This is a genomic window from Bradyrhizobium glycinis (assembly GCF_016031655.1).
GTDB lineage: Bacteria > Pseudomonadota > Alphaproteobacteria > Rhizobiales > Xanthobacteraceae > Bradyrhizobium > Bradyrhizobium glycinis.
This window is the reverse complement of the sequence record NZ_JACCHQ010000054.1, coordinates 1-13,185: the sequence shown is the minus strand read 5'-3', so window position 1 is coordinate 13,185 and position 13,185 is coordinate 1. Positions and strand designations below refer to the sequence as shown.

Genomic DNA, 13,185 nt, shown 5'->3' with positions numbered 1-13,185 from the left:
TCGCCAACCGGCGTGCTTGCCGGCGCCAGGTGAACACTTGTTGTGGGGTCAGCCCGTGCCGCCGGGCAATCTCGGAAACGACCGCGCCTGGTACCAGCGTCTCCTCAACAATCCGGGCCTTGTCGTCCTTGGAGAACCAACGACGGCGTCCCGTCTCCGTGATCACTTCCAGCCCGCGCGCCGTCACGTCCGACTTAAGCGTATGGTCAAGCATAGACACAAGCCGATCCCTTCAAAGAGATCGTGAAACTCGCCTATCCCATCTGCCGCGAGAAGGTGGGAGCGGAACGACGCTTACAGCTCTCGTGCACCTTCCGTGCATTCATTTATGGAGAGCGTCCGGCTGGTAGGGCAATAGATAGAATTGTTTGGCTTCGCAACAACGGGCATAGTCGGAGTCAAGAGGATGTCGAAACGATCGATCGCCTCACCTACGCGGAATCGCGTAATCCGCCAAGATTCAAACACGTCTCCCAAAGAAGCCGATTCGGCGTTCTTGCCACACTCATAAAGCTTAAGGCTAAGCGGCTCTAACGTACTCGCATCGATACGCCGCCCCATCGCTCGCGCCTCGCTTTCAAGCAAGTCGGCCCAGAGTTTCGATCGGCCCGCAGATCTTTTATAGTATTCGCTGGAATCGTATGGGCTGGGAATCTCTGTCAAGATGTGCCCCATCTCCTCCAGAATCGCGGCCGTCTGCTCGATCGCCTGTTGAACCTCGCGCTCTAGCTTGGCCGACCCCCATGCACTAATGGCAACTCCCACCCCGAGAGTTCCGGTCGGTGCGAAAGTTCCTCTATGTACGTTCGATGCGGCTGCACGATGATGAAAGGATCGCCGGGATGCGGGCCAGAAAAGGTATCGAGGGCGGCGGCCATATCCCGCACAGTCCGACATAGAACAAACTCGCGGGAAAGGCCGAAAAACCTGTCTTGTTGGTTTGGGCCACCCGAGACGCGCCCGCGCGATGGGTTTAATCCGACCAGACCACACCAAGCTGCGGGAATGCGAATCGATCCGCCTCCGTCGCTCCCATGCGCCGAAGGAGTAACGCCCGAAGCTACGGCCGCCGCCGCTCCGGAAGATGAACCGCCTGCGGAGCGCTCCAAATCCCAAGGGTTGCCGGTAATTCCATAGAGCATGGACTCGCTCATCCCCGACATGCCGAATTCCGGCACGGTTGTTCTACCAACAACACGAAGTCCCGATTCACGCGCCCGGCGTATGAAGTAGCTTTCCGTTTGAGGGCGATGGCCTTTGAACAGTCGGCTCCCGCATTCTTGGAGACGCCCCGCTTCGGCTGCGCCTAAGTCACCTTGCGAAGGAAAGGCACGCCATGGAAGCCCCCCCATTCGCCGCCGCTACTGTTTCGGCATCCTCGTAGAACTCAATGACTGCATTGATGCGATGATTAACCCGGTCGTTAGCGGTGCGGGCCAGCTGCGTCAGTTCCGAAGGCGTGATATCTCAGCGCCCACAAGGGAGGCCAAGCCGGTCGCATCAGAATCGGTATATTCATCTAATCTCATTTAGCAGACCTTTTCGCGGGATGTCCTGCGCAGGCGAACGGACGTGGCACGCCACGCTTCGCCCATCCGTCATTGGAACCAGGGACGGCATCTCGATCCGGCAACGTTCGATTGCGAACGGACAGCGCGGATGAAACGCGCACCCCCTTGGCGGACTGATGGGACTTGGCACCTCGCCATCCAGCGGCGGCATCGATCGAGGCCGGGTGGGGTCCGGCACAGGAGCCGCCGCAATCAAAGCTTCGGTGTAGGGATGGATCGGCTTGGCGAACAGCGCTTCGCAAGGCGCGAGTTCCACGATCCGTCCCAGATACATGACCGCAACGCGATGACCGATATAGTCCACGACGCTCAAATCATGCGAGATGAAGATAAAGGCAATGCCCATTTGCTGTTGGAGCTGCAGCAATAGGTTCAAGATTTGGGCCTGCACAGACACATCGAGTGCTGAAACAGACTCGTCGGCGATTATGAGCGAGGGCTCAAGAGCCAGCGCACGCGCGATGCCAAGCCGCTGGCGTTGCCCACCCGACAATTCAGACGGAAACCTGTGCATCATTTCGGGTCGCATGCCCACCTTATGAAGGAGGTCCGCGGCAAGCGCGTCACGCTGTTTCCGGCTAAGGCGCTCGAAATTCTCCAAGGGTTCAGTAATGATCTGCGCGGCGGTGAGACGCGGATTGAGCGACGAGTAAGGATCCTGAAAAACCATTTGCATCCGGCGACGCCAAGCGCGAAGCGCACGCGCATCGAGGCCGGCAATATCAGTGCCGTCGACCAGCACGCGCCCGCGGGTCGGCTCGACGATCCGCATCAGGAGCCGTGCGAGCGTCGACTTGCCGCAGCCGGATTCGCCGACGATGCAGAGCGTCTCGCCGGCATCGACGGAGAAGGATACATCCTCCACTGCGCGCACCAGCGGGCCGTCCTTCGTTAAGAAACCTTGGCGCAGCATATAATGCTTGGTTAGATTCTCAACTTTCAGCAGTGGACTGCTCATGCGCCCATCACCTCTTCAGAGCGCCAGCAGGCCGCGGCGTGCCCTGGTCCAACAACTCGCATCGGCGGCACCGCTTCACCGCAACTCTTAATTGCAACCGGGCAGCGCGGGGCAAAGCTACAACCCGCAGCCGACTCGCGCAGGCTCGGCACAATGCCTGGAATTTCCGGAAGACGCTGCCTACGGCCACGCCGCCGATCCGGCACCGAGCGCATCAGACCTTGGGTGTAGGGATGCGAAGGTCGAGCGAACAAATCGCTGACAGATGCCTCCTCCACTATACGTCCAGCATACATGACCATTACGCGCTGGCACGTCTCGGCGACTACACCCAGATCGTGCGTGATAAACAGCACGGCGGTTCCTATGCGCTCTTTCAAATCGACTATCAGCCGTAGTATCTGCGCCTGTATGGTAACGTCGAGCGCGGTCGTCGGCTCGTCGGCAATCAACAGCTCGGGCGAGCAAGCGAGGGCCATGGCGATCATGGCGCGCTGGCGCATGCCTCCTGACATCTCGTGAGGATAATTTTTGACGCGGCGCTGGGGGTCTGCGATCCGCACCAGAGCAAGCATCTCTTGCGCCTTCGCCATCGCGTCCTGGCGCGATACCTTCGTATGAATCCGTACCGCCTCGGCGATTTGGCTACCTACAGTATGAACCGGATTGAGGCTCGTCATCGGCTCCTGAAAGATCATGGCGATCCGATTGCCACGGACCTTTCGCATCTCCTGTTCCGATAATTTCAGGAGGTCGCGTCCGTGAAAGCGGATCTCTCCGCCTACGATCTTTCCAGTCAGCTTGGGCAGGAGGCGCAGAATGGAAAGGGCGGTCACGCTTTTTCCGCAGCCAGATTCGCCGACGACACCAAGCGTCTCACCGGCCCTGACCTGAAAGCTAACGCCTCCTAGAGCACGGGTGACACTGTTTTCACTGTAGAAATGCGTTACGATCTCTCGAACATCGAGCAGCACGTCATCGGCGGACGTTTGCGTTTGCATTTCAACGCCTTTGTTTTGAACGGGGATCGAACATGTCGCGCAAGCCGTCTCCAAGAAGATTGACGGCAAGTACGGTGATGGCGAGGCAGATGCCAGGCGCGAAAAGGTTTAGTGGAGCGATAGAGAGATACAAGCGGGAGCTCGCGATCATGTTGCCCCAGCTAGGAATACTGGGCGGCACCCCAGCGCCTAAAAAACTGAGGGCGGCTTCAGTCAGAATCGCGCCCGCGCAGACGTTGGCGCTCTGGACCATCAGTGGCGGGATGCTGCTCGGGAGGATATGGCGCCATAGTATCCTCGGCAGGCGCGCACCACCGCAGAGCGCCGCCTCAACGTATGGACGTTCTCGAACGCTCAGAACGACGGAGCGGATCAGCCGAGCGGTGCTCGGGGTGCTGGGGATCGCGATGGCGACGATAAGGATACCAATCCCTGGACCTGTCAGAGCAACAAGGGCAATGGCCAGCAGGATGGTCGGGATCGACATCAGGCCATCCATGACCCGCATGATGAAGTTGTCAAAGCTGCGAATGTAGCCAGCAGTGACGCCGATCATGAGACCGGCGAGGGCCGCTACCATCGTCGATAACAATCCTACCACGAGGGAGATCCGGGCACCGTACATGGTTCGCGCAAAAACATTGCGGCCAAGACTATCGGTTCCGAACCACGCTTGGGTCGAAGGCGATTGGAGAAGCTTGAATGGATCCATGATCATGGGGTCGCCCGCATAAACTGGGGCACTGAGCGCCGCAACGATCACCAGCGTCAGTAGGCCACCGCCGGTAAAAACCAAAGGATGTCGCACTGCCAGACGGGGAAGAGATGATATTCGCAACGCCGGGCTCTCCTCGGCATGAATTGATGCGGCAAGAAGGGCCATATCAATACCGGATACGAGGATCGACCAGGGTGTAGGCAAGATCCACCGCAAGATTGATAAGAACGTAAAGACCAGAAACGAGAATCAACACGCCCTGGATGACTGGATAATCACGGTTATTGATCGCATCGACGACTAAGCGGCCAACACCGGGTATATTGAACACTGTTTCCGTTATGACAACGCCGCCGATCAGGTAGGCGAGGCTTATGCCAATTGCGGTAAGAATAGGGGCGCTCGCATTCTTTAAAGCGTGGTGAAACAGCATGGAATAGGTCGAGGCCCCCTTGGCCGCGGCCGTCCGCATATAATCTTCTGACAGAACTTCGAGCATGCTGGCCCGCGTTATCCGGGCAATGAACGCTATATAGGATAAACTCAGAGCTACCGTCGGCAGGATCAGCTGCACAAACCAAGGACCGAAGCCATGATCTATGGATACATATCCTTGGACCGGCAGCCAACGCGCTTTGATGGCAAAAGCGTATACGAGGAAATAGCTGGTGACAAAAACCGGCACGGAATAGCCGAGGGCCGAGAACGCAGTGAGCGTACGATCGACGAAACCGCCAGCGCGCCACGCAGCAAAAGTGCCAAAAACAATCCCGATCGCGACCGAGAGGATTGTCGTCAGCACGGAAAGCGAAATGGTCGGCTCAACACGCTGTGAGATCAGCTGAAGAACCGGCTGCCCGGCAAAAATCGAATTGCCGATATTGCCACTAAGAACACCTAGTGCCCAGTGGACGAACTGAGTTGGTAACGGCTCGTTCAGTCCCAATTGTTCGCGGATGCCGTCGATCATCTGTTGCGTGGCCATGTCGCCGGCCATCATCGTCGCCGGATCGCCGGGCGCCAGCCTCAGAAGCAGAAAGACGAAAATGCCGACCACCATCATGACCGCGACGGCCGAGATCAGTCTGCGAAGGATGTAAGTGCCCACAGTGCCCCCTCAGCTCTTCTGCATGTTCCACAACGGAAGAAGCGCGGGAAAGCTGATCAGACCAGTGAGCGTCTTGCGGCGCGCGATAGGCTGAATACTTTGCCCCAAGAAAACAGAGCTCGCGGTATCCCACCAAATTTGTTGCATCTTGCTGGCCAGCGTCTTGCGCTCTTCGAACGTAACGTTCGCCCATTGAGCTCGAAGAGTCTCGTATTCGTCATTTTTCGGCCAGCCGTAGTACTCGCCATTCATGCTCATCCACGCCGAGGAAAGCGGATAACCACAGCTAAGATCGCTAACGCTCGTGATGTAGATGTTCCAGCCACCATCCTCGACGGCATTCTTTTTGGAGCGGCGTGCGGAAAGCCCCGCCCAGGAGCTCGGCGCAAGCTCGGCGTTGATTCCAATTTTGCTCAACGTCGCCGCCAAGAGCTGCGCAAGATTGCTCCCCGGCAGCCAGTCTGTGGGTTGGAGTATAACAACCTTCTCGCCGGAATATCCGGCTTCCCTGAAGAGCTGTTTGGCTTTTTCTGAATCGCCGCCCTTCTTGTACCATCCGGTACTCGTGTCTCTGGTGTAGGGCGTATTAGCCCCGAACAACGATATGATAGGGCGATTATATCTCGAATCTGGGTTGATAACACGCAGGAACGCTTCTTGGTCGATCAGATGAAGCACCGCTTGGCGCGCCTTCACGTTGTCGAACGGCTTATGCAACCAGTTCATGCGCAGAAGATAGTCATCCCCGGATTTGTGGAGATCTTCGAGTACAAGATTCGAATTGCTCTCGATCACTGGCAAAAGATTGGCCGGTGGGAGGGCGACGAAATCAATCTCGCCCGCTTCCAAGGCCGACACCGCAGTCTGCTCGGAGATAGCTTCCTTAATGACGCGGTCGATCCTGACGATCTTGCCCCCAGCCAATCCACTGGGTGGCTCCTTTCGCGGCACGTACTTTTCGTTTGGGTCATAGACGATGCGTGCGCCAGGCCTAAAAAGGTCTTGGTTGAACTTATACGGCCCCGATCCGAAATGCGTCTTAACCGCCTCCGTGGGGGGGCGATCCGCGTCCTTCTCGCGCATGACGAACAATAGATAATCTACGGACTCCGCCATTTGGTCGACCAATAGTTCCAGCGGTTCTCTGAGTGTGATCGTGAAAGTCTTATCATCTTTCTTCGATACGTCCTTCGCCCGCGCCTTGACCAATTGTCCACCGGATGTCTCGAACCAGCGACGGATAGAGGCGACACAATCGGCTGCAGTGACAGGAGACCCGTCATGAAAGCCCAAGCCGTCCCGGAGCTCGAATGTGTATGTTGTTTTGTCATCGGAAATGCCCCACTTTCCTACCATTTGCGGCTGGGGCGCGAGGTTGGAATCGAGTGCAAACAGCGTGTCGTAAATTGCCAAGCCGTGATCGACTGTGGTGTAAGATGTCGTGGTGTACGGATCGAAGTTGGAGATGTTGCCGCCCGCCATCCGCACCGTCCGCGCATCAGACGGCGCCGACTGAGCGCGCAGAATTGGCGACCCGCATACAGCCGCGCCAGCGGCCATACCCCTTCTAATAAGTTGCCGGCGAGAAATGGTCATGGTTCACTCCCCTTTTGATATTCAGCAGCTCAAGGCACATCCCGCACCCGGCGCAATATTGTCAAATTTCAACCTCTACAGCTCGGTCATGAAGCCAAACTGGACTTGAAGGCATTGTGCAGCGGGCGACGATTTCAGCTTCAATGGCTCGGCCGCATCGGGATCGGTGGACACCGCCCAAACAGTTGAATGGCGCCGCCCCGCTTCGGATCTCACCTTGGAGGTCGCCCCTCGGTCCCAGCAAAGTCCTTATTGCGGACCCGACTGTACCCACCAACGAACTGTTCAAGGTCAGCATTCCGCAACCCCGCAAACGGCTTAGCAAGCGGACCGCGCTGAGGGTGTGATCCAGTGCTTTGCGACCGGTTTGGGGGTTCGATATCACTATTAGGGCTTCACGCTGAGAGGTCTTTCGAATGACCACCGTTTTTTCAAAATGCGCCGTCGGCGGCTCGCAGCCCCGCCCCCCCCCCATTTCCGACCGTTGCCCTTCTCTTGCAGCATCAACGACTGGCAGACCACGACACGTCCTCTTCAGGAAACACAACCAAATGTCGCATCGCTTCCTTTCCGCCGCTGTTTCGCGGTCTCGTGACGCAATCTTAACGTGGCCGGAGAGACGAATTTCAGCGATTTGCCCGTACAGATAGCCGCAAATCCTCCCCAACTCGGCAAAATGCGACGTGGTACGCACAAAACGATTGGACGAGATCGACCTGAGCCGTTGCTATGTACTTCATGAGGCCCGGCTGCGGCTCCACGAGCGGCAGCTTTCCATCCCGAAGCGCAAAGCTTGCAATCTCAAATGCCGCTTCGCCCAGGAAAATCGTCTCCCGTCTGCGACGCGAGAGTTCTTCAGGCCCGATAGATTGTCGTTCTCGATGCCGAACGCGAGCGGGTGCGCCGGGCGCGGCCCGCAATTTCTCATCCTTCGCAGAGCAATTCACCTCGTCAGGAGCACCAATGACGCCCGGGGATGAGGCGATAGGCTCTACGAATTCAGGATGTATGACGGCGCAGTGCGTCCTCGATAAAGCGGGCAGCTGACAGCGCTGTCGCATCCTCGCCCGGCCGTGCGATGACTTGCACGCCCACCGGCAATCGGCCATTTGCAATGATGACCGGAACGTTGACACATGGCGTTCCCAACAGGGTCCATACACGGTTGAACCGCGGGTCGCCGGTCGAGGTAAGGCCCTTAGGCGCTGCTCCTGGTGCCGAGAAAGTTAGCAGCACATCGAGATCGCAAAACGCGTCGATCAAGGAAGTCCCAGCGCGCAAAGCGATCGACTGCGCTGCGTCGTAAGCAGATTGCGGAATGTCGACTGTTTTATCCAGGTAGGCCCGCAGCTCTGGCGCGATGTCCCCACGATGGCCGTGATACTCCCAGGCAAGCGCCCGATGCGCCTCGAAAGCCATAATCACTGGGTGTATGCGATATGCTTGACTGATTAGGTCTGGCAGCTTTGGCCTTTGCACAGATGCGCCGGCGCGCCTTACGGCCGCAACTGCGGTCTGCAGCGCTTCTTCGCTTTCGGCGTCCGCCTTGGGAGCAAACTCCTGGGTGACCACGCCGATGCGGGGAGCCCTGCTCAGCGCGTCCATCGCAAGCTCGGGGCGGCCGGTGATAGCCGAGAGCGCAATGCCTAGGTCCTCGACGCCGGCCGCAAATAAACCAACAGTGTCGAGCGTCCATGAAAAGCATTTAATGCCGACCGTCGGCAGCAACCGGTACGATGGCTTTATCGCGGCCACGCCGCAGAACGAGGCAGGTCGGATCACCGAGCCTCCCGTCTGCGTGCCCAGAGCCAGGGGAATCATGCCGGCCGCGACAGCCGCGGCCGAACCTGCGGACGATCCGCCCGGCGTATGGGCGTGATTACGCGGATTTAGCGTGGTAGTTGGATCGTGCGAGGCGAAAGCCGAAGTCGTGGTCTTGCCGACGACAGTTGCACCTGCCATTTTCAGCATCGTGACGATGGAGGCATCTGCGCGTGGGTGAAAGTCCTTGTAGATCGATGTGCCCATCTCGGTCGGCAGATCCGAGGTCTCGATGATGTCCTTGACGCCGACAGCAATTCCGCGCAATGGACCACAGCTTGCAGCACGGGGCTCCTTGCTCCGGCATACAAAAGCGCCAACCGTCTGCTCATGCGCGTCGATCGCTTGCAGTGACTGAGACAGTGCGGCGTCCGCGGAAAGCTCGGAGTTCTCGATTCGGCGCTTGAGGTCGGCAAGTGAAATCATGCGTAGCGCGTCCTACGGAAACTGAAATCTAAATCGTGTGGACGAGGGTGTCACTGCACGCCGTTGCCTACGACCCGAGACCCCAACGAGTACGTCGCTCGCGTGACACCGCCTTGCACAAGAGGTTTACGGGAGACCCGCTTGCTCAGGCTATGGGATAGCATTTTGGGGCCGCCCCCCGCCGAACCTGAACCTGCGTACTACTTACTCTGCAATAGCGGATGGTCGGCCCGTCAGGTTGGCACGTTGTTGTCGGTTTCGAAAGGCGTCTCATATTTTCCCCTCTCTCGACCGCTATAACTAAACTCTACTCGCCGATGTTTTTTACCTCAGAAAGCGACTCTTCGCAGAAATTCTGCATTCACCTGCTTGCGGAAGAAGTAGGTGGGCGCAACCCAACAGTTGCTGTCGTTCGCGATCAAGCGTCTCGGTCGATGAGAGACTCCAGCCCAGTCTGCTCTCACGCTAACACGAATAGCGATGACATCGATCCGAAGGACAGCGGGCGCAGCAAATCGGCTAAAATAAAGAGAACGAGACGCAGATACTCATTTCTTCCGCTAACTCCCACATTAAGATGCAGCAGACTATTGTACACTGCGCCAAACGGAATCTTCCTTTTGGCGAGGCTGCATCACCACGACCAAAGGCCGCGGCGTGCTTTGCGCGCTTTTTTTAGCGAACACGGAGAGAGGATTTGGCGGAGAATTTAAAAACCTGAAGTAATTATGAGCTAAGAGATCGGGGCGGCGGCATGAGCTAGCTCGGCTAAATGAAGCAAAACGACGACAGGGAAGGGTCCGATCCAGCGAACTCGGCGGGCTGCGCAGGCACGTTCGAATACGATAAGCGTGGGACGCGACATATTCCGACCTCCCTTCAAACGCCCGTCGCTACCGCATCTGTGCGCTCCAGCGCCTCCGCCGGTTGATTGATGACGGCATTTCCGCGAGCGGTCGCAACAACCCGAACTCAGGTCCTACTTGCGCGCTAGTGTCAGACTGCCTATTCATTGCGCGCAACCGAGGCATACCTTTGGTATTCGTTGTAACAACAGGATTCGAATGTCCATCCGCGACTTGGAGCCACCATTCGAAATAAACGGAGGACAACTAAGAATGAAGGATCAAAAGATACGTATCGCTATCCTCCATTTCTCTCATGAAACTGTCACGTTCTTGCCTAACGAGACTACGCTCGAGGACTTCATTTATCCTGGATCACCGGCCAAAGGTGAGGACCTCTTGCGTTTCGATCCTAGATCCTCCATGGGCGGCTTCGTAAAGGTGGCACGGGAGTTCTCCAACGTCGAGTTAATCGGCATAGAATCACCGCTCTGGCCCAAGACCGGAATTGGATCGGGCTGGGTTACTCAAGAGGCCTACCAGCATTTCGTTGGAAAGATGATCGCCGGCCTTAAGCTGGAGGGGCCATTCGAGGGCGTCTATCTTTGCCTGCACGGTGCAATGGCTGCGCACGGCGTGCCGCGCCCGGAGGCCGATCTGGCGCGGCGCGTCCGAGAGGTGGTCGGTCGCCGCGCGTCTATTGCCGCGACGTTCGATCTTCATGGAAACGAGGACGAGGCCTTTCTGGAACAGGCGGACATGGCGTTCGCTGTCAAATACTATCCACACTATGATGGATATTTGCAGGGCGAGCGTGCCGCTCGCACGCTGGTGCGGGCAATCCGAGGTGATTACAAGCCGGTGCACAAGACCATCAAGATACCTGTGATCTCACCCACGGTCCTGCAATGGACCGGGGCGCCACCATGGATGAATTTGATCCAGCAGGCGCTGGTGTGGGAAGCGCGCGAGGTAGACGTCTACGTAAACATCTTCTTCGGTTTTCCGTTCGCGGATGTCCCGGACGTCGGAATGACCGTGCAAGTGCTGACCAACGACAATGCCCAGCTTGCCGAACATGTTGCTCAAGATCTCTCTATGACGATCTGGCGGATGCGCGACGCGTTATTAAATTCGACCCGAATATACAGCATTGCGGACGGGGTCGCGCGGGCCAGACAGGCCGTTGCAAACTGCAGCACGCCCGTTGTGTTGGTCGACCACAGCGACCGCTCTGGCTCGGCGACTTGGTTGCTGCGCGAGATAATCGCGCAGAACCTTGCCAACACGCTGATCGCGACTATTGCGGATGCGAAGGCGACCGCCAGCCTAAGAGCGACGCACGCAAAGGCCGGAGATCCCTTCGATATGGAGATCGGCGGGCTTATCGATGAATCCGCCGGACAAAGCGTGCGCATCCAGGGCACCATCCTAGCGGCGGTTGAGAATCGTGGCCAGTTCTGGGTTTGCGTCGAATTCGGCCGCAATAACGTGCTTATCCTCTCTACCTATCTCGTACAGATAATGGAACCGTTCTCTCTCAACGCTTTGGGGCTCGATATTGGAGTGTTCGAAGTTTTCGCGATCAAGTCACGTGTCCATTTCAGACGCGGGTTTGACGACAATGGCTTTGCAAAGACAATCCTGTTAGTCGAACCGAACCAGCCGTTGCTCGGCACCACTTTCCTGGATAAATTGCCGTACAAGAACGTAAAACTCGGTCAGTTTTATCCATACGGAAGTCCGACGTTCTCCGTTTGAACTAGACCGAATTTTCACGCTTAGAGATGATGGGGCGGCTCGCCCCTTTGCCCGCGCCTATAAAGCGAGTGCCTAGATGGCCGGCGCCGCGCCTCAAGCGCAGGCTCTTGAAGTGCACAAGGTGACGACTACGGTTGCCGTGGCGCATGGATATGTGGCGGGCAAGTTCGTAACTTGAGGATCACCGCAATCGCGTTGATCAGATCGGCGAGCCAGCCAAGAAACTTGGGGGCGTGATCAGCAGGTCATTTTTACTGCGAAGCTGGACACCGCGCGTATGGCCCTCATCGACAGCTGAAGGGACTGAGGGCACATTTGCGCGGCGACCTCTCACTGATCTCGATGAAGGCAGGATCGAGTTAAGACCGACCGATCGGCGAGCTGAAGCGGTGCCGGCTCCGGACGCGGCGCATCAGACCGTGCGCGAGTTGGTGAGAGCTCGCGCCAAGGCGAACCGTGTGTTCTGCAAGACGGGTAAAATCACCGAGGCGTCCTGCTCCCCGATGGACGCATCAATGCCGGCACGAAGGGTTGGCCTCTGACTTACCGCCGCTCACCACGGTGCGCTTCGATCACTTAGCGAGCCAAATCGTTCTTCATTACTTCATTACTACATTTATGCCGTGACCGACGCAGGCCGGTGTGGACTGCTTCACAAGCGGATCGAAGAGCTGGCGCTACAATGGTCGATGACGCCATTCCCGTGCCATCCGCGACGGCGATCACGGAAGAATCCGCCGTGATATGCGTAGCGGGCGGAAGCGTGTCGTGGAATGTGATGTCCCGCTCGCCGTCCAGCGCGATGGGGTTTAGATTGAATTCATCAGGTTCAGCGAAGCCGGCTACCACTGAGGCAAAGGTGGAATGACCCTCAGTGGCCGCGCCGTCACTGTGGCCTTGTTCACGAAAACGAGCTCCTTCTCGTCCAGGGGATCAGCTCCCATGCCAATACCAAGAGCTTAAAGCAGCACATCGCGATCGCGATAGCTTTTTTTGGTCGATTCTCTTCATGGCCATCAGCTGCTCATGGTTGATTGCCATGTGATCTTTTCCCCGCGCCAAGGCCTAGCCGGAACTAGTCGTTGCCGATTCCGAGGTCATCGCGCGCACCGTACCGAGTTGATGGCGCGCAGGGTTCCGAAATGATCGCGCGCGGCGTTCCGAGCATTCTCCGCGCAGCATTCCGACTTGATCGCGCGCAGTTTCGGATGGTGTGAGGCCTGATCGTTGGCCATTTCTCTGGCTGGAAGCAGCTTGGAGAATTGGATGCCGACGAGGAGGGTTATCATGCGCCAGGTGCGCGAGATTGTGAGATTGAGCCTTGAGGCTGGGCTCTCGACGCGCGTGGTTGGCGAGCGTGTAGGCGTCGGGCCGACGACG

The 13,185-nt window shown here is 57.6% G+C and carries 9 protein-coding genes and 1 pseudogene; 1 reads left to right on the top strand and 9 read right to left on the bottom strand.

The window, feature by feature from the left end; all coding sequences use genetic code 11:
• The 8 genes from HZZ16_RS36645 to HZZ16_RS36610 all read right to left on the bottom strand — a co-directional run.
• The coding region (locus tag HZZ16_RS36645; protein WP_197955568.1) for a transposase at window positions 1-214 on the bottom strand (214 nt) is incomplete at its 3' end.
• 511 nt (window positions 215-725) lie between these two features.
• Entirely contained in the window at window positions 726-1,352 is a 627-nt protein-coding gene (locus HZZ16_RS36640) for an amidase family protein (protein ID WP_197955684.1), read from the bottom strand.
• Window positions 1,353-1,515: 163 nt separating this feature from the next.
• Complete coding sequence (locus HZZ16_RS36635) at window positions 1,516-2,529, bottom strand: ABC transporter ATP-binding protein (RefSeq protein ID WP_197955683.1); 1,014 nt, start codon at window positions 2,527-2,529, stop codon at window positions 1,516-1,518.
• Window positions 2,526-3,530 carry an ABC transporter ATP-binding protein gene (locus HZZ16_RS36630; RefSeq protein ID WP_197955682.1) on the bottom strand — a complete coding sequence of 335 codons (1,005 nt, stop codon included), beginning with the start codon at window positions 3,528-3,530 and terminating at the stop codon, window positions 2,526-2,528. Before HZZ16_RS36630 ends, HZZ16_RS36635 begins: the two co-directional genes overlap by 4 nt.
• A gap of 1 nt (window position 3,531) precedes the next feature.
• A complete protein-coding gene (locus tag HZZ16_RS36625; RefSeq protein WP_197955681.1) occupies window positions 3,532-4,413 on the bottom strand; it encodes an ABC transporter permease in 882 nt (293 codons plus the stop codon).
• 1 nt (window position 4,414) lies between these two features.
• Complete coding sequence (locus HZZ16_RS36620) at window positions 4,415-5,356, bottom strand: ABC transporter permease (RefSeq protein WP_197955680.1); 942 nt, start codon at window positions 5,354-5,356, stop codon at window positions 4,415-4,417.
• Window positions 5,357-5,365: 9 nt separating this feature from the next.
• Entirely contained in the window at window positions 5,366-6,952 is a 1,587-nt protein-coding gene (locus HZZ16_RS36615) for an ABC transporter substrate-binding protein (RefSeq protein ID WP_197955679.1), read from the bottom strand.
• A gap of 999 nt (window positions 6,953-7,951) precedes the next feature.
• On the bottom strand, window positions 7,952-9,199 hold the full coding sequence (locus tag HZZ16_RS36610) for an amidase (protein WP_197955678.1): 1,248 nt from the start codon (window positions 9,197-9,199) through the stop codon (window positions 7,952-7,954).
• A 1,118-nt stretch (window positions 9,200-10,317) separates the two neighbouring features.
• Here HZZ16_RS36610 and HZZ16_RS36605 point away from each other — a divergent pair.
• Window positions 10,318-11,805: a M81 family metallopeptidase gene (locus HZZ16_RS36605; RefSeq protein ID WP_197955675.1), complete on the top strand. Its 1,488-nt coding sequence runs from the start codon at window positions 10,318-10,320 to the stop codon at window positions 11,803-11,805.
• 708 nt (window positions 11,806-12,513) lie between these two features.
• On the opposite strand, the pseudogene HZZ16_RS38520 reads toward HZZ16_RS36605, so the two are convergent.
• A pseudogene (locus HZZ16_RS38520) lies at window positions 12,514-12,846 on the bottom strand (3-alpha,7-alpha,12-alpha-trihydroxy-5-beta-cholest-24-enoyl-CoA hydratase); the annotation flags it as partial.
• Between the last annotated feature and the right edge of the window lie 339 nt (window positions 12,847-13,185).

Coding starts and splice junctions, on each gene's coding strand:
- HZZ16_RS36640 (WP_197955684.1), bottom strand. CDS start 1,352: ATGGGGGGGCTTCCATGGCGTGCCTTTCCTTCGCAAGGTGACTTAGGC.
- HZZ16_RS36635 (WP_197955683.1), bottom strand. CDS start 2,529: ATGAGCAGTCCACTGCTGAAAGTTGAGAATCTAACCAAGCATTATATG.
- HZZ16_RS36630 (WP_197955682.1), bottom strand. CDS start 3,530: ATGCAAACGCAAACGTCCGCCGATGACGTGCTGCTCGATGTTCGAGAG.
- HZZ16_RS36625 (WP_197955681.1), bottom strand. CDS start 4,413: ATGGCCCTTCTTGCCGCATCAATTCATGCCGAGGAGAGCCCGGCGTTG.
- HZZ16_RS36615 (WP_197955679.1), bottom strand. CDS start 6,952: ATGACCATTTCTCGCCGGCAACTTATTAGAAGGGGTATGGCCGCTGGC.
- HZZ16_RS36610 (WP_197955678.1), bottom strand. CDS start 9,199: ATGATTTCACTTGCCGACCTCAAGCGCCGAATCGAGAACTCCGAGCTT.
- HZZ16_RS36605 (WP_197955675.1), top strand. CDS start 10,318: ATGAAGGATCAAAAGATACGTATCGCTATCCTCCATTTCTCTCATGAA.